The sequence below is a fragment of the Streptomyces sp. NPDC005435 genome (assembly GCF_040703155.1).
GTDB lineage: Bacteria > Actinomycetota > Actinomycetes > Streptomycetales > Streptomycetaceae > Streptomyces.
In genome coordinates, this window is record NZ_JBEXEQ010000006.1 from 52,887 (window position 1) to 74,098 (window position 21,212).

10 protein-coding genes and 1 pseudogene are annotated in these 21,212 nt (G+C 66.5%); 2 read left to right on the forward strand and 9 right to left on the reverse strand.

Annotated elements, in window-relative coordinates:
* Positions 1 to 122: 122 nt before the first annotated feature.
* A complete protein-coding gene (locus AB0898_RS09425) occupies positions 123 to 1,460 on the forward strand; it encodes a M6 family metalloprotease domain-containing protein (protein WP_366802264.1) in 1,338 nt (445 codons plus the stop codon).
* A 305-nt stretch (positions 1,461 to 1,765) separates the two neighbouring features.
* Here the strand turns inward: AB0898_RS09425 and AB0898_RS09430 are convergent.
* Positions 1,766 to 1,954, reverse strand: a pseudogene (locus AB0898_RS09430) (NAD(P)-binding domain-containing protein); the annotation flags it as partial.
* A gap of 365 nt (positions 1,955 to 2,319) precedes the next feature.
* Here AB0898_RS09430 and AB0898_RS31855 point away from each other — a divergent pair.
* A complete protein-coding gene (locus tag AB0898_RS31855) occupies positions 2,320 to 3,006 on the forward strand; it encodes a hypothetical protein (RefSeq protein WP_407078314.1) in 687 nt (228 codons plus the stop codon).
* Here AB0898_RS31855 and dpdD read toward each other — a convergent pair.
* The 8 genes from dpdD to dpdE are packed head-to-tail and all read right to left on the reverse strand — an operon-like array spanning position 2,978 to position 20,892.
* Entirely contained in the window at positions 2,978 to 5,197 is a 2,220-nt protein-coding gene (gene dpdD / locus AB0898_RS09440) for a protein DpdD (RefSeq protein WP_366802265.1), read from the reverse strand. The two genes, AB0898_RS31855 and dpdD, sit on opposite strands and share 29 nt — an antisense overlap.
* Positions 5,194 to 5,703 (reverse strand): phospholipase D-like domain-containing protein DpdK, encoded by a 510-nt coding sequence (dpdK, locus tag AB0898_RS09445; protein ID WP_366802266.1) that lies wholly within the window; start codon positions 5,701 to 5,703, stop codon positions 5,194 to 5,196. The genes dpdD and dpdK overlap by 4 nt, the downstream gene beginning before the upstream one ends.
* Entirely contained in the window at positions 5,700 to 10,184 is a 4,485-nt protein-coding gene (gene dpdJ / locus AB0898_RS09450) for a protein DpdJ (protein ID WP_366802267.1), read from the reverse strand. Before dpdJ ends, dpdK begins: the two co-directional genes overlap by 4 nt.
* Positions 10,181 to 10,891, reverse strand: coding sequence for a hypothetical protein (locus tag AB0898_RS09455; protein ID WP_366802268.1), 711 nt, complete (start codon positions 10,889 to 10,891; stop codon positions 10,181 to 10,183). Before AB0898_RS09455 ends, dpdJ begins: the two co-directional genes overlap by 4 nt.
* Complete coding sequence (gene dpdH / locus AB0898_RS09460; RefSeq protein WP_366802269.1) at positions 10,888 to 13,962, reverse strand: protein DpdH; 3,075 nt, start codon at positions 13,960 to 13,962, stop codon at positions 10,888 to 10,890. The genes AB0898_RS09455 and dpdH overlap by 4 nt, the downstream gene beginning before the upstream one ends.
* Entirely contained in the window at positions 13,959 to 14,882 is a 924-nt protein-coding gene (gene dpdG / locus AB0898_RS09465) for a protein DpdG (RefSeq protein ID WP_366802270.1), read from the reverse strand. Before dpdG ends, dpdH begins: the two co-directional genes overlap by 4 nt.
* The gene (gene dpdF / locus AB0898_RS09470) at positions 14,882 to 17,488 is read right to left on the reverse strand and encodes a protein DpdF (RefSeq protein WP_366802271.1); all 2,607 of its coding nucleotides are present in this window, start codon (positions 17,486 to 17,488) and stop codon (positions 14,882 to 14,884) included. Before dpdF ends, dpdG begins: the two co-directional genes overlap by 1 nt.
* A complete protein-coding gene (gene dpdE, locus AB0898_RS09475; protein WP_366802272.1) occupies positions 17,485 to 20,892 on the reverse strand; it encodes a protein DpdE in 3,408 nt (1,135 codons plus the stop codon). Before dpdE ends, dpdF begins: the two co-directional genes overlap by 4 nt.
* Positions 20,893 to 21,212 lie beyond the last annotated feature (320 nt).

Consider the following 21,212-nt stretch of genomic DNA (forward strand, 5'->3'; position numbering starts at 1 on the left):
CCGCTCGTACGGAAATCCCACGATCGGTCTCTCCCAGCGCGCGACCCCCGCACCGCCGACACAGGGTGAGCGCAAGGGTGCAGTCGGAGACGGGTGGCTGCCGTGGAGCGAGAGGTCCCTGCATGCAGCCGCAGTCGCCCCGCCGCATACGCTCGCGCCGCGCGGCCGCCCTGGCCTCCGTCACCGTCCTGACTTTCGCGGTCAGCACCTCGGCCGGCACCGGGCAGCTCACGGCGCACAGCCCCACGGGCCCCTCGGGCCTCACCCGCGCCGGCGCCGCCCTGGCGCCCTGCATGATCCACGGCGGCTCCGACGTCCAGATGACGGAGGGCGTGCCCACCTCGGGCGGCTACTCCCGCTCCACCGGCACCGTCCACGCGCTCACCCTGATGATCGACTTCCCCGACGCGAAGGGCCGGGGCAGCGCGCTCGACCGCTTCCACGAGTTCTTCCCGCAGACCCAGGAGTGGTTCCGCAAGGCCTCCTACGGCCGCCTCGACTACCGCCCCGAGACCCCGATCACCCACTGGCTGCGGATGCCGAAACCGTTCAAGGACTACGGCATAGAGCGCGGCGCCCCCTTCGACCCCGGCTACCGGGACCTGGTCCACGACATCGTGGCCGCCGCCGACCCCGAGGTGGACTTCCGCTCGTACGACCTGCTGAACGTCCTGGTCACCCCGAACGCCGGGCCCTCCGCCCTGGACACCGTGCTCTCCGTGACCTTCGCGGGCAACGGCGACGCCCCGGTCGCCGACGGCTCGCCCATAGCCAACGCGTCCTTCGTCTACTCCCGCCAGGACGACGGCTCCGGCACCTACGACAAGACCGGTTACCGGGTGCTCCCGCACGAGAACGGCCACACCTTCGGGCTGCCCGACCTCTACACCCAGGACGGCGGCAGCTCGGTCGGCCACTGGGACATCATGAGCGAGGACTGGGGGGCCAACAACGACCTGCTCGGCTGGCACAAGTGGAAGCTCGGCTGGCTCGACACCTCCCAGGTCGCCTGCGCGACGGTCAAGGGCAGCTCGGACTACACGCTGACCCCGCTGCACACCAAGGGCGGCGGCAAGCTGATCCTGGTCCCCGTCGACGGGCAGGCCGCGTACGCCCTGGAGGTGCGCACCGAGGGCGGCAACGACGAGGACGTGTGCCACCCCGGTGTCCTCGTCTACAAGGTGGACGCCGACGTCGACACCGGCCGGGGACCGGTGACCGTCGCCGACGCCCACCCCGACAGCGCCGGCTGCACCCGCAGCCCCAACGTCCAGGCCGAACTGTCCGACGCGCCGTACGCCCCCGGCGAGACCTTCGAGGACGCCAAGCACGGGATCACCGTGCGGGTCACGAGCGCGGACTCCTCCGGGAGATACCGGGTACGGGTGACGCGCGCGAAGGGGGTGCCGGAGGGGACGGGAGCGGCGGGGGCGGTGCCGGAGGCGCTGGGGCGGGGGTGACGGGGTTCTGGGGGCGGCGGGGGCGTCCTGCGCGGAGGCGAACCGCCCGGCCGGGCAGGACCGAGAAGTTCCGCACACCGGCCACCCCGAGCCGGCCCAACTCGGCGAGCGGGCGGCCGTGCCCGTACAGCGGGCCCACGGCCGTAGCGGAGAGCACGTCGAGCGCGTCCGCGGCGAACCCGAGCCGGTCGGCCGGCCGGCCGCAGGGACTCGCCCATGGCCGCGAAGGCGAAGACGGTCATGCCGTTGACCACCATCTTGAGCGCGACACCGGCGCCCGGGCCGCCGACGTGCCAGACGGTGCCGAGCGACTCCAGCACCTCCTTGGCCGCGACCGCGTCCTCACCGGCGGCGCCGATGTCCAGCCCGCCGGCCCGCGCCTGGGGCAGGCTGCCCTGGACGGGCGCGTCCACCAGCCGTACGCCGTCGGGCAGTTCGTCCCGCAGCGCGGCCCCGGCGGCGGGCCCGACGGTCGACATCTCCACGACGAGCGCACCGGCCCGGCCGCGCGGAGCACCTCACGCACCGCCCCCGGGTCCGCCGGCATGGTGACCACCACCTCGGCCCTGCGCCTTCGTGGGTCTATGGAAAATTGCGTCGCCGCAGGTCAGGCGCGATGCTATGTGGCGCCCCCAAACGTTGCAGCGCTGAATCCCAAACGCCTCTTCTATGCTTTTGCAGCTCACGACGCGTGTCGCACTCGACAGAACGAGGCGTGACACACCGCAATCTGTGGACGCCCGCGATAGCAGGGAGACCCCGACTGGCCGCACACACCTGGCACTCTGAGGGTGAGGGGCTCACCCTCAGGAGCGCACACGGCTTGCTACTTGAATAGCTAGCTGTGCGGTCTTGCAGCGTGCCCAATTCCTCCAACCCACAGCGACTCATCGACCGCCGCGTCTACCTGCTCCTCCTCGACGAACAGGACCGCCTAATGCTGTGCGGCGGTTGCTGCAACGGTTGGACCATCCCTCAACTATTACTCGCACCTGGCACAGATTTTCGAGACGGAGCCGCTCACTACCTCACCCAGTGGCTTCACATCACTAACCCCCGCTTCGGATCTGTCTATGGAGTCCTTGAATCACAGGATCTCAACCGCTGGGAGCACGACCGCCACACCATTTCACACGTATTCATCATGAGGATCAGCTCTGACGAGTCCGATTCGATTCAGGCAACTTCTCGGACACATGCCAGGTGGGGACTCTACGAACTCAAGTCCCGCTACCGGGAAGGCTCGCCGGAGGGAGTCGTCCCCCTCGCCTCAGGCTACGTGGAGGGGGGCTTTCATGACGTACTGGGTGACCTGCTGGTTTCTGCATCGCCCGGCGAGGACGAGATTACGCAGGCGGGCGATGCCGAGCATGACGTGGTGAACTACCTTTCCCTTCAAGCGGAAGTCGCGAAGAATATTCCAGGTCTTGATCCGGGCGAAGGCATGCTCGACGCGGACTCAGACCTTGCGGTTGGAGGCATTGTGTTCCCACTTTCAGACGAAGAGTGCGGCCGGCTCAACCTTCCGCGAGTTCGCGCAAGATAGCAGACGAGCCCCGAGAGTTAACGAGCACGACTGGTCGCGTTCCCCGCTTGGCGGTAATGAAGTCGGTGGCGGCATGCTTCGCCGATGCTGTCACCACGACGAAGACGTCAGCGTTGGCTGCCTGTGCGGCAAGTTTGCTGCTGCCGTCATGTTCGGCACTCGTCTCGATGTCGATCTTGGGCACCAAGATACGCAGTACCTGTGCAACTCGGGTGGTGGCCGATTCGGTGAGGGAGTACAGCACCACCTTTGAGTCCTGCAGGTAGCGGTACGGCGCTCCGGGATCGGCGTCCTGTACCTGCTCGGCGAGCAAGTCTTCCGGGACGCCGACTCCTAGTTCGCCGGCTATAAGCTTGATGGCCTCAATGTCGGTTGGGTCCAGTGCCGTCTTAAACGGCCTTACCGTATTGGTGATCTTGTAGAAGAAATCAACAGTGGCGGGGTTCGTTGCCGCTGCCGATGTAGCTGTCGCCGTCTGCAGTATGTCGATCGCCCACGTCGTGGTCACAGCTGAGACGTTCGCGGAGATGATGAGATCGGTCCACTCAAGCGCTGAGGCGAACACCGCGGATGTGGGGTTGGCAGACAACAGATAGTCCAGCAGGGCTTGGGTCTGCACCCGAACGCCAGCCGAGTTCTTGCCGCTGAGCGCGAGACCGGCAAGGACACGTTCGCTGAGTTCGGCTGCTCCATCTTCAGTGAAGATGTCGCGGTGCGCCGCCATGAACTGGCCTCCGATCTCACCTAGTTTGCCGAGTACTTCGTCAGAGGCATCGTGAAGCCATACGATCAGTGCACTGTTGCTCAGCGGCGTCCAGACATCAGTAATTTCGGGGCCGGCAGCCAGTGCCGCGCTGCCACGGCCCTCTTCCAGAGCATCCAGCCAGGTACGCCAGTCCAAGCGGGGTCCGTCTTGAGTGAACTGCTCCAGCCAGGCAAGATCATCGCGCAGGCGTGCACTCGCTCCGGCGATCGAGCCATGCAGGTGATGCCTGGAGATGTATTCAAGTGCCAATGCTGCTTGCTGTGGTGACTGCAGGTCGCGCGCACAGGTTAGGAGCAGGTATGCCACGTGCAAGCTCGGTTCGAGCGTCAGCGCGAGTTCGATGGCTGCCTGAAGTTCGCCCCGGGCCATCATCCCGGTCGCGCGCTCGAGGGGCGATTCGCTCGGGGCGCCGGGCTGATCCAGGGGAGTAGGTGGCTCCGACGGGGCGGTGGGCTGAGGAGTTTGTTCCCGGTGCAGGTGCAGCACATTGCGCAGATGGGCGGGGAGGCCGGGTTCGATCGTGCCGGCTTCGTCGAGGAGTCGGTTGAGGGTGTCGTCTCCCGCGTCGTCTTCGACGGCGATGAGAAACTCCACGACGGCCTGCGCCCGACTTGTTGTCGGGGTGCCTGAGAACAGCGGCCGGAACGCCGCAGGGAGTTCGGCAACGGCACCGAGTATTTCTTCCTCTTTGCCGACTGCGTCGTGCGGGGCGAACCATCTGGCGTAAACCGCCTGCTGAATCACTTGGGTGACGCTCAAGGGACGGCGCATAGCGAGGACGTGGTCGAGATCCCGGTCCCCGAGAACGGCCTTCCAATCCTCGAGTCCAGCGAACAGCCTCAGTCGCAGGAAGGCCAGGTTCGACTGGTCGAGATCGGCGGTCGCCTCAAGTTCGCGCAGGCAGGCCAAGGCGACAGTACGGTCGCGGGCAGCGATGGAGTGTCCGAGGTCGTCGAGGACCTCGACGGTGGTCCGGGGGGCGTCGAACTCCGAAGGCGGCCGGCCGTTGAGGAGTTTGCTGAGCACCAGCAGAGCGTCGCGCACCTGGCCTCGCGCGTGCACCCACGCCTTCGAATCCGCTGTCTGTCGGGGCAGCACTTCAAAGCGCAGTGGCTTGACAGGTCCCTTTGCCAGTGCGGCGTCGAACGGGTCAGTCGGGTTGAGGGCACCGCGTTGGCGGGGCAGGTCGCTGAAGGTGGGTCCGATCCAACTGTCGAGGAGGGCGAGTGTCTCACGCTGCTGGCGCGGGGTGGGTGCGAAGCCGTACCACCACAGACGGCCATGAAAACTTCGCGGCAGGAATCCGATCTGGCGCTGCTGGATGCCTGCCATGAAACTCTCGAGGATGAGTTGCAGGTTCGGGTCTACCCGTGTGGGCGTGATGTCGTTGCCTGGACCGAAGAATTCCTTGAAGTCGACGCTCATGGTTGGTACCTGTTCTGGTATTCGACCCAAGCGCGGGCGATCTGGTCGGGGTCGGATACGACGGTGACGCCTTCCTGGTTCACTCTCTGGCCGAAGAAGGTGAAGTTCATCGATCCGTGAACGTGGAACCGGTCGCTCACCATGCCCTTGTCGTGCAGTGTGTTCCGGATGAGCAGGGTCGGCCGTGGCCCCACCGGGGCGAGGTTGGTGAGGCGTTGTTTTATGACGGCGTTGCGCGGCTCGTCGCGCATGATCACTCGGACGTCCGAGCCTCGGCGGGCGAGTTCGATGAGTACTTCCGTCAGCCGGATGGGTCGGGCCGGCAAGGCGGGGAGCACGCTCTTGAACTGTCCGGATGCATTGTCGATGACGACAATGTCGGAGATCCACGGGGACAGTACCCACAGGCGGCTTGACGGCGCCAGCAGCTCGGCCACCAGGAGGTTCTGCAGCAGATCGGTGAGTTGCCGGGTCTCACCGGCCCCGAGGGTGGTGATCCTTCTCATGCGGACACCTCGGCAAGTTCGAGCGTGGCCACGACGCTGCCCTCAGAGCGGTGGTCGATCTCGACGACTCGTGGGAACACCTGGAGGAATTCCGTTTCGATGGCACGGATCGAGAGATCCACCAGCATGTCTGCCAGAGCGGGTACGTCCTCGGGAGGCGCGATGAGTTGGGCGGATCCCTGTTGAGCCAGGCGCGTGCGCACCAGGTTGTCCGCGTTGGGATCTGTCACGCTGATGAGGTCGTCTGTGGACGTGAACAGCCCCCGGATCAGATCGGGTGCGGTCGGCGGATTGTCGAAATAGGGGTTCCACGACTGCAGTGCTCCGGAGCGTATGGCCCATCCGCGTGGCCAGAGTGCGCTCTGGATGGCGTCGATACGCTGGCGGTCCGAGGAGTTCGCGGACAGGTTCAGTCCGGCGTCCAAGTCGTGCCTCTGACGCATCAGATAAGCCCAGGTACGCGGCGAGATTTCAAAGCCCAGACGTTGCTCTTGGACCTCCCACTCGTCGATGAGGGTGCGTAGTGCCTGGTCCGTCTGTGCGGTCGATCCGGGCCGGAGCAGGCGGTTCGCCAGGCTCGAGACGACGGACTGCTCCGCGCCGTGGATGCCTGAGGCGCGCAACTGTGCCCGTATGCGGTCAAGGTTTTGCACCCGGTCCGCCTGCGTCGCCGAGCCCCGGTATGCGGCAACGAGGTCGAGCCAGTCGCTGCGCTCGGTGGTGTAGCGCACTATCCGCCGCATGTGCGCGTCGACCAGTTCGCTGGTGGAGGGCTGGACGGCTCTCATAATCAGCCGCAAGAACCGCCGCGGATCGGGGCGTACGCGCGTCGCCAGCGCTTCGATGAAGCCGCCGCCGCCGATCGAGGCTTCGGTGAGCCAGACCTGGCCGTGGCGCCATGTGCCGTCGAAGGCGTAGCCGGGTTCTATGTCGACGATGATGCCTTCGGGGTCGTGCTCGGGGCAGATCTCCCGGGCGGCCCACAGAGCGGCCTGTCCGAGGGTGGCAAGGACGCGCTGACGCAGCCAGGCTTGGAATCGTGCGGGGTCGGGGTTCCAGATCTGGTCCGTCAGGTGGTCCAGACGGGCGATGATGTCTCTGTCGGCGAGGAGTTGACGCAGTCGCTCGCCCACTCGGCCGAGTGTGGCGCTTTCGCTCTCCTCGACGTCCGAACTGCGGAACATCGCCCTCAGGGTGTCCGTCAACCGGTCGGCGAAGGTTTCCCGCACCGTCTGGTAGGCGTGGGGAAGCGGCGTGCCATCGGTCACGGCGGACATCAGCAGCATGCACTCGATGGTCTGGTGCAGCCATTCCAGCTGGAACTTGTTCATCTGTTTCAGCAGTTCGGGGTCGTTCGTCAGAACGTGCTGGAACCAGGCGCTGCGCAGAGCCGGGTCGAGGTCGCCGGGTGGAGCAATCACGTCCGGCACCGTGATAGTCAGGCGCAGGCCGTCCACGTCGTAGGCGGCTCCGAGACCGACCCGCTCGTCATCGAGCGAGAACTGTGCTTTGACCCGGGCTTCGCCGCCGCGGTCGAAGACCAAACTGGCCTCGCTCTCGACGGCAAGACGGCGGACCTCGACGTGGGCGTTTTGAGCGTGCAGGAAGAAGCGTGCTTCGTCGATGAGGCCGCCAATGGGGTCCGACAGGGGGAGGCGGGCGACTAGGCCGAGGCCCCTCTCCAGGAACTGGGATCGCCAGACCAGGGCCGCGTTGGAAGCATCCTTGAGTTCTGGCGGGGCAAGTTGGAGTTCCACCCTGTCGGGACGGACGATGGGGATGAGGGTGGGGACTCCGCCGACTTCGACGACGGCGGCCTCCTCCCGATGGTGCGCCTGGAGGACAGGGGCGAGGTCCATGACGGTCTCGCGCTGCCCGTAGGGAACGGGGATCCAGTGCCGGTGCTCGAGGTTGCGGGTGGCAAAGCGCCGTGACACCCGTCCCGGCGCGTATTCGCGCAGCATCTGAGCCAGGCCCATCGCCTGCAGTTCGGGTTCCTTCTCCCACGGCTGCTGTGGGGGTATGACCACGTGCCCTTCGGGAAGCGCGAGTTCGCTGAAGAGGTTCTCGGGGAAGAAGTCGGGCAGCGGATTCTTGCCCATCGTGTCCTTGCCCCTGGCGTACGTGTGGTCCTCCGCAACGGCCCACTCGTTGTCCAATCGTCGGGCCAGCGTGGGCACGGCCGCCAGGATGAGCGGGCGAGGGGGGTGCCACAGGATCTCGGCGGCCAACTCCTCGGGCACCTGGAGTGCGCCTTCGATCCACAGACGGAGGCTGCGCTGGCGGCCGGGGTCGCGCAGCAGGTCGCGCAGGATGGCGACGGCCGTCTTCTGGACCTTGCGGTTGTCTGGGTAGTCCGGATCGGCGAGACCCTTCAAGTCCCGCCACAGCTTTGCGTACCGGTGATCGCGCTGCAGTTGATCCGCCAGCCAGTCGAGCATCGCCAGGGTGGCTTGAATGCGCAGGACCGCCCGGTTGCGGATGGGAAGCACCAGTTCGGGCAGGACGGGATCGAACAGTGCGTCCCAAGCCTCGTAGGTGGCACGGTCGCGTCCGTAGTCGGAGAGCACCACCACGGTGTACGGGCGCATGCGGCGGCTTCGGCCGGCTCGGCCCTTGCGCTGAAGGAATGCGGCGACGCCGCGGGGCGCCTTGTGCTGCAGCACGGCACCGACGTCTGGATCGTCGAAGCCGACCTCGAGCGAGGCGGTTGCGACGACAAGTTGGGACGCGGTGTCGACTCCCGCGTCTTGCGAGGTGGTCCGGCTCACGTTGAGGCCGGGGCGGTCAAGGGCATGGCCCAGTTTCACCGGCAGGTCCCAGACCTGGCCGGCGTGCCGCTGGTCGGTCAGGTTGTCTTGCCCGGGACGTCGCAGGGATGCCAGGGGGTCTTTGAACTGCTGGGTACGGGGGGCGCGGTAGCGCTGGCCTTCCGCGTCGAGGAGGTAGAAGAAGAGCCGGTTGGTGACATCGAGGTCGTCGGTGAAGACGAACGCCTTGGTGCCCAGAAGTCCCTGGGATGTGCGCTCTCCCGGGTGGTCGAGGACGCGCGGGAGGAGCATCGCCGTCTGGATGGTGGTGGAGAGCACGGAGGCGCCGCTGGTGGGGTCACTACGCACTGCGACCATGTATTCGGCGCCCTCGTACTCCATCTCGTCTGCGTCCGGTTCGATATTGGTGACGAGTCCGTCGTCAACACCCGTCAGATCGGCCATGTGGCGAACGGCGTTCGACAGCGTTGCGGACAATCCGACGAAGGTGACCGGACTGCGCAGAGAGTGATGCCAGCGCCGCAGGACGAAGGCTGCCTGGGCGCCGGTGGTGCCGCTGTAGGTGTGGATCTCGTCGAGCAGCATCAAGCGGGGTTTCTTGGCCGCGCCGACACCAAACAGTTTGCCCAGCGACAGGTCGGACAGACCACGATTGAGCATCTCGGTGGTGGTGAACAGCACGTCCGGCGGCCGCTGACTCATCCGATGCCGGGTCAGGACCAGCACGGAGTCGTCGAACACACGCTTGCAGGTGCCGCAGGTCAGGCGTTCCGTTCTGGCCCTGGCGTCCTTCTCAGACCAAAACAGTGTGCCCCCGCACCCGGTATATCCGTCACCGGGACAGGTGAAGTGAGGGCACTGAAAGCCTTCGGGCCGTTTCGTCCATGCGGAATAGGAGGCCGTCAGGCTCTTGATGCTGGTCGGGGTGTCCTTGTTGAGCACCCCGATGGTCATGGGCCTGCCGTTGGTCTTCTTCCACAGGTCATCGAGCCGCCGGGCGTTGGCGAAAGCGGTGTTGAGTTGGTCCTTGAGGAGTTCGTTGCGCGGGTAGACGGCGAGCGCACGCGTCCATGCCGACTCGTCCCGGAGTCCCGTCAGGTAGGCGAAGGCCGGCAGGTAAAAGGCGAGTGTCTTGCCGCTTCCGGTGCCAGCACCCACGACGGTGGCGGTGGTGATGTTGGACTGCAGGGCCGTGAAGATCTGGCGGCTGGCACGGACTTGGAACCCGCTGAGATCGGCGTGCTGGGGCTCTCGCCACGTCATGGCGTCGATGACCTGGCGGTAGAGGTCATGGAGCGCATCGGTGCCGTCGATGACGGCGTGTCTGGACTGGTCGCGCCTGGGGTAGGCGCGGGGGCGCCGGGCGTAGCGGAAGTCCGAGACGATCGAGGCGCCTTGGCGCCAGGCCGTGGTTGGGTCACCGGAAGGGAAGATCTGGCGCAGCCGGGCCAGCAGACGCAGTGTCTCGCCATTGCGAGTACGCCACCGTGGCGGTGAGACCGCATTATCGCGGATGATCAGGCCCTTATCCTCGAGGGCCTCGATTGCTTCCTGGGCGGTGTCAAGTTCGCAGCGCTCCATGAGGACGTCATCGACGTGGGTGTGCAGTTCGTCGTCGGTGAATCCGCCGTCGACAACGCCCCAGGACAGCAGGAGGTCCTCATGTGCTTCGAGGACGCCGAGGATTTCGCTCTCGGTCTCAAGAGTCACCGCAGCCTCACCCTGAAGCGGTCCAGAATTCCCAGCCTCGACAGCCCGGCAAGGACCTCCGGAGTGAAGGAGTTCAAGGGCGTCCCGGCGGCTTCTAGGGCGCCCGTGATCGCTCGGGCGACGACCGGGTCAACAAGTGCGGTGATCTGCTTGCCGCATGCCTGGAGGCTCTCCAGCGCCGCGGCCAGCCTCGCGATGTCACCCGTTTCGGGGACAGCGAGGTTCTTCAGGACATTGAGCACGCTATGCGCCTTCTCGATCTTGATGCGGATCTCTTCCACGTCGATCCCGCTCTTGCTCAGCGTAGCGACGAGATCCTCATTGATCACCGGTACCTCACGGTTGCGTTCAGCAGTCCATGCCTGCTCGACAGACTCGCGAAGGCCCTTCACGAAACCATCAACTGCCTTGACATGCACCTTCAGTGCTTGCGGTGGGGTATCGGCATCCTGGCCGGGGAGCGTTTCTGCGAGCACGTGCAGGTCTGCGGCCAGTTGAGCGGCCCGCAGACCGAGATCTGCGTCGAAAGCGGCATGGGCTGAGCGCAGTTCGGCCACGCCCCGGCGGAGGCGCTGGACCGTCTCGATGAGCGTCTCGACCCTCTCGGCCTGCCCGGCCAACTCGCCGGTGCGGCGGTTGATCTTGTCCTCGTCATGGGCAGCGATCGCTGCCACACGCAGACGCTGAACTCGTTCGATGAGCGTCATGCGCCCCCCTCGGGTCCGACCACGTCCATAACCTCACGGCTCAAGGTCTCCAGCCCGGCCACGAGCCGCTGGAGGGTCTCGTCGTACTCACGCTGAGCTTCCGAGGCGGGTCCGGCCTGGAGCTGTTGCTCCAGTGCGTTGACGGCTTCCAGCGCAGGGTCGAGCCAGGCTCGGATGCGCAGGGCCGGCCCTTCGTCCAGGGTCATCAGGCGCAGGCGCTGATCGGCGGTGAGGGTGGGCCAGGCGTCGAGGCCCTTACGCAGGTCTGTCACCTTCTTCAAATCACCGGCTTTCACCGACTTCACCGCGTCGTGGAGGGCGGATGGGTTGATCGAGTTGGCTGACCGGCCAAGCGCCGCCAGGTCGGAGAGCAGGGTGTTGAGAGCATGAGCCACCTCGGCGACGTCACCGCCGAGATCGCTCACGTCGGGTACCAGCCGTCGGGTTTCGTCGAGCACCGGATCCAGCATGGTGGTTCGCTTCTTGACGTCGTCCGCCACTTTTCTGATCTGCTCGGGGACGTGCGCGGGCCAGGGCGCCTCAGCCGCGTCGTCGCGTATTGCGCGCACCAGGCGCGGCAGGTCAATGGCCAGCGGCTTGCCGGTGCCCTGGCGGTAGGACGTCAAGCGGAGCAGCCGCCGCTGAAGGAGGTTGCGATCCGCCTTCGGGTCAGCACTGGTGTAGCGGTCTTGTAGTCGTCGTATGTAGGGCCGTTGCACAGGATCGGCCAGCTTCGACGGCCTGGCGAAGAGCGCCTTGACCCGGCTGAGTGCGTCGCTCTTGTACGAGTCGGCGATCCCCAGGACTCTGCTGACGGACAGGAGGGCGTGCACAAGCCGGGCCAGTTCGGCGTCGTCGCCTTGCGCAGGAAGGAGGGAAGCGGACACGCTGTCCGCCCATTCCTGGACCTTGTTCACGCACAGGCTCTGCAGGGCGTCGCCCTGCTCCACGTTCTCCCAGGACTCCTTCGCATTCACCCAGGCGAGGGCGCGAAGAACGCGGACGTCCTCTACGTTGCGGTGGTCGATCGAGATCAGCGCGGTCTGCAGGCCGCTGCCGTCCAGCGCGATCGAGGTGTTCGCATCAAAGCTCGGCGCGAGTTCTGCCCTTGCCCTTACCCAGTCTCCGCTGTCACCTCCGAATCCGTCTTCGAGCCCCAGACAGCCGATGATGGCGGTGTGCACGATCTTCCGGAGATCGTTGCGATGGCTCTGCACAAGCTGGCCGGTCTTGTGCCATTCGTCGACCGCCTGGACCAGAGGCGGCTTCGAAGCCGCCGGGGACGGACGCGCGGGTGGCGGCGTGAGCGGGGGCAGCGGCGGGTCTACCACAATGGGTGTCTGTGTACCGTCCAAGGGCCGGACGGGCTCTTGCGCTGGCGGCTGAAGCGGGAGGGTCTGCTGCTCGGTGATGAGGTCAGGCAGGGGCGGTATGGCGAATGCTTCGTGGATCGTCGGGTGCAGGTTCTGCGGCCCGTGACCCGGCCCCCAGAAACGCACCATCCGCACGCGGCGCTCGGAGAGTGCGGGGTCACCTGGCGTGCGCAGCCGGACCTGATCCTCGACGTTGTCGAGGATGTCCAGCGCACCGGTGCGGAAGTCGCTCTCGAATCCGGTGCTGGGAAAGCGACCTTCGTCGAGTTCGGTCTGGTCGCGGTGGAGGACGGGGCGCAGCACGCGGGTCAGCACATCGCGGGCGACGAAGGCATCGCCCTTGGACTGGCTGCGGATGGCCCGGTCGAGTGCCGTCCTGCTGAACGGGAACAGACCGACACCTTCAACCTCCCCGAACGCCTGGTGGCACTTGTCCCGGACGGGGCATTGCAGACACTGGTTGGGCTCCGGGCGCTCGCCTGTACGGTGCTTGTCGATCTCCTGGGAGCCGACGCGTACTGCGTTGAGGTACCGGGCGGCGAACCGTGCGGGGTCGAACGGGGCTGTCTTGTCCGCAGGAAGTTCGAGATCGAAGACCTTATAGGTGCGCGTGTACACCGTCTCCGGCATCTGGTTGACGAAGTAACCAGTGGTGACGGCCATGACAACACGCATCGGGCACAGGGCGAGCGTCTCGGTGGGCAGCAAGGTGATTGCGTCGATGAGGCCGCCCTGGATGCCTTGAAAGATCGAGAAGTCCTCGATCAGGAGGAGGAGTTCCAGCCCCTGCAGGTGCAGATCGAGGCGTAGTTCGACGAGGAGTTGCTTGAGGTCGTCTCCCCCGATCCCGAAGACCTCACTGACCGCCGGCCCGAGTTGCTCGTTGAGCATCTTCGCTGCCAGGTCCCGCAGGGGAGCATCGCTGGCGAGTGCGCTGGCAACACTCGCGGCGTCGACGCCGGCCTTGCTGACATCGTCGACCGAAAGGTCCAGATCTGCCGCGGTGAAACCGAACGCGTCCTCCTTGTCCTCCGAACCCTTGCCGGAGAGCTTTTCCCGGACCAGACGCGCGATGGGACCGTTGTCGGCGAGCAACCGCCTGCGGAAGACGGGGTCGCCAAGCAGTGCGGGCAGGCCCTCCGCGGAGGCAAGGAAGGCGCGGAGATCATTCTCCTCGGGTGTGCCGTCTTTGTCTGCTCCGCGGGTCTCGACCAGGACAGCCAACTCGTTGCGCAGGCGGAGCTGCGCTGTGGTTTCATCCGCAGCTGCATCCGAAGCAGCGGCGACCTTGGCACGCAACTCTGCGGCACGTTCGCTGGTGGCGTGTTCCAGGATGAGTTCAAGGATCCCGCGCAGCGACATGCGGTGTTTGGGGACAAAGATCAGCCGGGTCGCGTCGTTGGGCTTCAGGTTAATGCGAAGCCAGCGGATCAGGTGCGACTTGCCTGTGCCCGACTTCCCGAGGATGGGGATGATGGGCTGGTCCGCCGGCAGTTCCTCGACGGCGCGCCGCAGGTTGTGTTCGTCGACGATGGTGCCGCCGACAGCGCTGTCCACCCGGTCGCGCAGGAGGATCGGAATCGAGGTGTGCGTGGCAAGGAAGACCCCGTTAGAGGCGCTCTCCGCCTCGACCGGAATGATGGCCGTGGCCTCACGGGCCTCCCAGCATGCAGCAGGAAGAGTGCCCCGCCAGGTCATCGCTTTCCTCCTTGAACCAGGGTGACGTGCGTTTGGCGTTGGCTGTCGAATCGCGACAGCCGGATGCCGTCGGCGTCCGGCAGGGTGTCGAAGACGAGCCGACCGCGGTCCTGCAGGATGCGCAGAGCCTGGCCTACCGAACTGTCGGCGCAGTCTTGTGCGATGCCCGGGTCGGGGTCTCCGTCGGGAAGGGACGCCACGAGCGAGGCGCGGACGAGACCGCCGTGCAGCACAGGCAGTTTGGCCGCCAACTGGCTCAGGAAGTCGCCGATGGGCACCTGTCCTGCAGGCAATTCATCCAAGACGTCGTTGATCGCCACGACAGGGAGAGGCACAAGTCCCGATCTGGCCTGTACGAGCGAAGGCGCCGCGAGGCCAAGTGCCGGTCCCCATCGGGTGATGGCACCCCAGCGGGTGTCGTTGGTGATGGCCCAGGTGTCATTGTCCGGGTCCGGGAACTGCGCGTGCTGCTGGGCCTGAACGCCGCTGATCCACGACAGGGGACGCCCGAGCGCATCCTGCGCGAGGAACCACGACATCGCTCTCAGCAGATCACGCGCCCCGCCGGTGAGGCTCTCTCCTGGGCCGGTCTGCCACGGGTCCCCGTCACGGTCCAGATCGAGGGCATGCTTTTGAAGTGCCCGGCGGAACGCCGCCAGCGACAGGGTGCCTCCCGTGGCAGCGACGGTGTCGCTCACGGTGATCACACCGGCCGTGTCGCTGCAGAGCATCCCGATCGCCCGGAAGGTGTACACGGTGTGCGCGACACCTTCGAAGGAGGAACTGTCCCCGTTCAGGCCTGGCGGTCTGAACGCCTCGATCAACTCTTCCTCGGTCCAGGCCCGTCGGGATCCGGTGAGGAAGTTGATGATGGAGCGGCCAAGCGCCGGGAGGCTTCGCGGTGGGTTCAAAACAGCCATCAGAGTCTCCTGAGGAAGTCGTCAATGGTCCAGTGAGGGCTGCGGATGTTCTTGATGAGGGCATCTGGATAGGCCGGGTCGGGCATGTCTTCCGGGACGACCACGACACGCAGCGGTCCGCTGGTGGGGGCGAGCCATGAGACGGGCGGCGTCTGCCCGTGGTCCATCAGGATCAGACTCGGCACCGAGAGGCGCACAGGCACCCCACCGGTAGGCAGGGGGTCCACGACGACCATGCCCTCGTCGGCGAACCGCGATGCCGTACGGATGGCCGGGAGCCCAAGCAGCGCGGCGGGGGCGACGATGCCGCGTACGCCGTTGGTGACGCATGACTGGATGAGGTTGCTCAGGGCAGTTCTGAGGCGTCCGCTGGGGTAGGTGACCACAATGCTGCGGTGGCCGGCGACCAGATTCGCCAGGGCTGCGCTGGGGCTTCTGCCGAGGTCGGGCATGAGCGCTTCTGCGACGAGGGGACGCGCGGTGTGCAAGGTGGGCTGGTGCACGTGCCCCTCTGCAGGGCATCCGGAGCACGCGGGCGCCACGTTCTGGCTGGCCCTCATCGCGCCTATGTCCGTGTAGGTGTACTCCTCGCTCAGTACGCGTCCCCAGCATTCTCTTCTTGCCAGCAGGCGGGTGATGCGCGCAATTGAGGCGGCTTCGGCGTTCTTGATCTCCGTGCGGGTCTGCTGCAGGGCAGCCTCGAGAGTCTCCTGGTCCAGGTTGGCCACGTGCGGTCTGAGGCGCACCGGGACGTGGCTCACGAAGGCAGTCCACTCCTTGTCGAACCGTGCTTGCCACGCCTGCTCGGACTCGCCGGGTATGCGTTCGACGACCGGGGCGGCCAGCCTTGCGATGGTGATGAGGTTGGCACGTTCCATAAGGACGAGCGTGTTGCGGTTCCACAGTTGGTTGGCGTCCGAGGGCTCGTCGCCGTGCTCGGGTACCACCGTGGTGTCCAGGACCAAACCGTTGCCCGCCTCCTTCAGGGGCGGGTCCTGATCCCGCATGGCTTGCCATCGGTTCCACGCCTTGACATCCCCGATCACGGTCGCGTTTTCGACTTGCTGGCCTTCGGCCTCGTCAGGCACGGCGGGAAGCCAGACCGACAGCGCCGCGTGGCCGTCGCGTCCCGCGCGGCCGACTTCCTGGTAGAAGCGGTCGACCGAGGCAGGCACGCACGCATGCACCACGGTACGGACGTCGTTCTGGTCCACTCCCAGGCCAAAAGCGCTGGTACCGACTACGATGTCAGTCGTGGTCGGCCCATCGTCGCCGGACCATCCGCGCATGATGCCAAGACGCTCGGCAGAACCGAGGTCTCCGTGGAAGACGGCGGTGCGTGCAAACCCGGCAGCCCTCAGGCGCTCAGCGATGATCCTGGCGGGCTCCTTCTTGGTGGTGTAGATGATCGCCGGCCGCGGAAGATGGTGCATCGCCTCGGTCAGACGGTCCATCCGGACGTCGGGGGAGGTGGTGGTGCCCAGGAGGTAGCGCAGTTCGGAGCGCAGGAAGGTCGATCCGACGAACAATGACTCGACGCTGCCAGCGAAGAGTCGGTCGTTGAGTCGGAGGCTGGGTGCCGACAGCGTTGCGGACAAGAGTGTGACGCGTGGCGGGGGGTGCCCCGCACCGATGGCGAGTTCTCGCAGTTCGCCCACGAGTGAGGCGACGATCTGAAACTCTGGCCGAAAGCTCAGGCCCCACAGACGCACCAGGTGCGCCTCGTCGATGACCAGGCTGGTGAGTTGGCCGGTTGTCGCAAGGGTGCGCAGCGTCGTGGTGAAACCTCGTACGAGGGATTCGGGCGACGTGAGAAGGATCCGCTGAGTTCCCTCGCGCAGGCGTTCCTTGATGGCTGCGCGTTCCTCGCTGATGCGGTCGCTGTGATAGGCCAGTTCGCGAGGGAGTACGGACGCCGGGAATCGCTTGCGCAGGTGGCGTTCCTGGTCGAGTGCCAGGGCGATGGTGGGCAGCACCACGATGGTGGTTCCGCGTGCACGAAGCAGTCCAGGGGCCAGACCGACGAGGGATTTGCCCGTGCCTGTGGGCAGAACGACGTGCAGGGTGGAGGCCGGGTCCGCCAGGGAGGCGGTGCGCACTGCGCTGGCCTGGCTGCGTGAGCGGTAGTGGTTAATATCGGGAGCGATCGCGTGGAGGGCTGGATCGACGGGCACCGGGCTGTTCGGGCGGGCGCTGGTGTCCACCATGGTGTTGCCGGTGCCGATGAACAGACCGGGGCTTGCGCAGGCGAGATCGATCCAGCGGGGGTCGCCGTGGAGCCAGTGGGGCGTCCAGGCATCACCTAGGCGCACGGTGTGCCGTGTAGCGCCGAACCGTTCAACACGCAGGTGTGCTCGCTCGAGCGCCTGCAGGGCGATTCCGCGTTCGTGGAGGTTGATCTCCAGTTCGTGGTGGCGCTGGCCCGTCACGCCGGCTTGATGGCGGAGCATCTGCGCCAGCAGGGCCGCGATGTCGCCGCTGAAGGCGGGCCCGGCAAGGGGTGAGCGCCAGGCATCGGCGAACCGCCGGTGGGGGCCGGTGAGCTGTTCTGTCGATGCCTCCTTTCCCAGGACCATGCGCTGGATGATGTCGAGTTGAGCAGTCACGCGCACCCGTTCTGCTCCGGGCTGCGGCCCGAGACCACGACCACACCGGTGCTGTCCAGGCGGAGCGATGGTGTCTGGAGGGCTGTCATGAGCGCTTGGCCCGCCAGCGCTTCCGTTTCCACTTCTTCTTCCAGTTCAGCGCGCTCATTTCCCTCCGAGCGCGCGGCACGCAGTCTCATCTGTCGCAGTCGGGTGGCGATGTCGGTCTCGGCCAAGGCCAGGGCCCGGGTGCGGGTCGCCTCTACGGCGTCGTCGCTGTGGACCAGGCGCTGGGCACTGTGTTCAGCAGCTCGCCAGCGCGGCGCCCATTGGTCGGCCGGGATGAATGCGTATGCGTGTTTGATGCGCTCTGAGTTGAGCGCGTAGTCGCCTCCGGGCTCTGCGGGCGTCGGCTTGGCATAGCGTGCCTGCAGGGCGTCGAGGTGGCGCCCGTCGATGATGGGTGTGCCGTCTGCGTCGGTCCACACGGTCGCGATGAGCGGCGGGAAGAGCGCGTCGGCGCGGCGTCGCAGCGACGGCAAGTCCACCAGGTCGCTGGTCCAGGCTGCAGCAAGTTGGTCGAGCAGGTCGCTTCCCGGGCTGGCCTGCAGCGGCTGCGCTTCGATGGCGTAGTCGAAGCGGTAGGCAAGGCGCTCTGCGTAGGGCCAGGTGGGGATCCACCGCCACATGCCGAAAGCTCTCCCCCGGTCGTCGTTCCACAGGAAGTCGGACACGGCATCAATGAACTGATCACCGTAGCGGTAGAGGCGGACGTCTTCGTGCTCGACGGCCACTTTGCGCATGAAGGTGCCGCGGTGTCCTGCGAGCGGCACGAAGTCGCGCTGCAGTCGTGCTGCGGATACCAGCGGCATCTGAACGTGTCCGGCTGCCAACCGGCTGACGGGTTCGTAGCTGCCGATCGCATGGGCGGGGTCGCCTGCGGGGGCGAACCGCAGGTTCCCGGGCGCCCGCTGCGAGGACAGCAGTGCATCGGTGACGTCGGCGAACGAGGCTGCCTGGCTCTCCGATGCCATCATCCGCCCGTACACCGAGCGCTCGTCAGCGGGTGCTTCGATGCTGTCCAGGGCGTCCTGTTCCTGTACGCGCTTGACCTCGTCCTCGAGCATGGTGCGGACGATGTGGATGGCGTCGGGTGCGGCATCGGCACCGTGCTCGAACAGCAGGTCCCAGGCGGCGTCTGTGGCGGCGTCCACCGCATGCTGCAGGCTGGCTATCGACGTGTCGAAGACGGAGAACCCTTCGCTGAGGATCTGCATCCACGCTGCGGCAAACGACTGCGGGTCGGTCGTCTCGGCCACCCAGTAGGAGCGCCAGGCGCCGCCTTCGCAACGGGCGTCCCAGCGGTCGCACCGGCCGATACGCTGCTCGAGGCGGTTTGCCCTGGGCGGCAGGCCCACGTGGATGAGGAGATCGGCGAACTGGAGGTTGCGTCCTTCTTCTGCTGAGTGGTCGGCAACGAGGACGGCTGCCGTCCGGCTCTGCTCGAAATCCCGCACTGCCTGCTCGGAGGCTGCGGGCGAGTCGCTCGCCAGGTGCTGGTAGACAGCCCCGGGAAGCACTTCCTTGAACGCGCCGGTCAACTCCCCTGCCAACTGCGGGGTCGGGCAGAAGATGACCACCCGCTCACGTGCTTTGAACAGGTAGGTCAGTGCATCGGCCAGCGGGCGTGCCATGTCGCGGCGGCAGCTGACGAAGCGCAGGTCGCTCTCGATGCGGTCGAGCGCGTCCTGCTCGCCCGGCGTGGCGGCCACTCGGGACTGGGCCCACGCGCACAGGGCGTCCGGGTCCAAGGACAATGCCACGGCCGTCGCGAAGGCCGACGATGCCTCGCGGCGGGCCTCCTCGTCGAACTCACAAGCAGCAAGAGCCTCCTGGCGCCAGTTGTCCAAAAGAGAGGCAAGGCCGGCAAAAGCGGATGCGGGAAGAACCACCTGCTGGGGGCGCAGACGCCCGGTGACCCGGTACGACTCGTGCAGCGCAGCGGTACGACGGGTGCGCAGCATCCGGCGGTGGACCCGATACACCTCGGACACATAGGTGCGCAGCGCGCCGATCGCAACGGCCAGCGCATGCCGGTCCGATCCTGCGACTGCCTGCCTGACCTCACCGATCAAGGCGGCGACTTCAGCGTCTTCAGGGAACGCGGCGCCGATCTCCGTCAGGCGCTTGTTCAGCAGCACGCCAGGAAAGTGGGGCTGCAGTCCAAGGAACAGCCGGCCCAGCGCGGAACGCGCCTCCATGCGCCGTCGCAGGTCCTCGGCCGTCGTGTCCCGGTACACGGCCGGGTCGAGCAATTTGAGCATGGCCAGGAAGGTACGTTCGTTGTGCAGCGCGGGCGTCGCCGACAGCAGCAGCAGGCGCGGGCTGGCAGTGGCAACCGCGGCAAGGCGCGTGTAGCGGCTGGACAGTTCGGGCTGCTCGCTGTGCGCCAGGCGGGCCAGATGGTGCGCCTCGTCGACCACGACGAGATCAGCCGGTACCCACGTGTCGGGTGCGTCGTCGCGGGAGTACATGATGCGGGCGCCCGGGAAGTCACCGGTGCGGAACTTGCCCGACAGTTCGCGGCGCCATTGCTCCACTAGGAACGGCGGGAGAATCAGTTGCACAGTGAGGTCTGACTGGTCCAACAGGAGTTCCCGCATGACAAGGCCGGCCTCGATCGTTTTGCCGAGACCGACCTCATCAGCCAAAAGGTAGCGCTGCACCGGGTCCTGCAGCACGCGCCACACGGTCTCGACCTGGTGCTCGTACAACTCGATACCGCTCGAGAGGGCGCCGCGCATGCCATGAGCCGCCGAACGCTGCGCCAGGGTGCTCTGCAGGAAGGGGCGCCGCATGTCGGCCAGCAGAGGCGATTCCAGCAGTCCGGCGTCGGCAAAGCCGACGGGGTCGGTCAGCGGCTGGTCCCAGCGGACATACAGGTCCTCTTCAGCAAGGTATCCCTCCCAGTTGCGCGCCCGCACGTGAATGTCCCGATGGGCTGTGGCCTCGATGACGCGCCCGGAGCGCCATGCGGCGCCCGTGAGCCAGAACACCCGCGTCTCGGGTGCCAGCGTGAACCGCTTGAGCCCCTTCCTGGGGACGGTGTGACGACGGCGCTCGTCCGGAGGCTGTCCTGGGGTGTCGAAGTACTCGAGGATCAGGCCATCGCCGTCCTTGCCCACCAACTTACCGGCCCCCAGCGTGTTGGCGCTGGATACGAGCAGGTCACCACGGTGCAGTGCCGATTTCCGAGCGGGGCGAGGGCTGCTTACCGAACGGCTTGCAACTGTTGTGCGGGGGCGGGCCGGGACCGCCTTGACCGTACCATCGGCGGAGCGCGAGCCGCGGCATTGCGGGAAGCGCGAGCAGCCCCAGAAGTAGGCGCCTGCGTTGGGCCCGCGGGAAGCGAACTGCATGATCATCCCTGCACCACACCGAGGGCACAGGACAGCATCATCCGTCATCATCGGGCAACCCCTGAGAGAACTGCGGGGGCAGGCGCCGCCGAAGGCTGGGGATGATGCGCACGGCCCAGCACCATTCTGCCGAACTGCCGGGACGACCGAGGAGTGCACACACTCAGGTCCGGCGGCCACTGGGTGGCGGCAGCGTCAGGCAGCGAGGCGTCCAAGAACGGCGGGGCGCCCGGGCGGCATACCACGAGGCCGCTGCACGGCGCGGACTGTCGACTCAGAGCACCGCGCTCGCAGCCTGGGGAACCGGTCGGCCGACGCGTCGGTGC

Bases quoted from the DNA above. Each gene is read 5' to 3' on its own strand.
- AB0898_RS09425 (WP_366802264.1), top strand. From the start codon at position 123: ATGCAGCCGCAGTCGCCCCGCCGCATACGCTCGCGCCGCGCGGCCGCC.
- dpdD (WP_366802265.1), bottom strand. From the start codon at position 5,197: ATGAGCGTCGACTTCAAGGAATTCTTCGGTCCAGGCAACGACATCACG.
- dpdK (WP_366802266.1), bottom strand. From the start codon at position 5,703: ATGAGAAGGATCACCACCCTCGGGGCCGGTGAGACCCGGCAACTCACC.
- AB0898_RS09455 (WP_366802268.1), bottom strand. From the start codon at position 10,891: ATGACGCTCATCGAACGAGTTCAGCGTCTGCGTGTGGCAGCGATCGCT.
- dpdH (WP_366802269.1), bottom strand. From the start codon at position 13,962: ATGACCTGGCGGGGCACTCTTCCTGCTGCATGCTGGGAGGCCCGTGAG.
- dpdG (WP_366802270.1), bottom strand. From the start codon at position 14,882: ATGGCTGTTTTGAACCCACCGCGAAGCCTCCCGGCGCTTGGCCGCTCC.
- dpdE (WP_366802272.1), bottom strand. From the start codon at position 20,892: ATGATCATGCAGTTCGCTTCCCGCGGGCCCAACGCAGGCGCCTACTTC.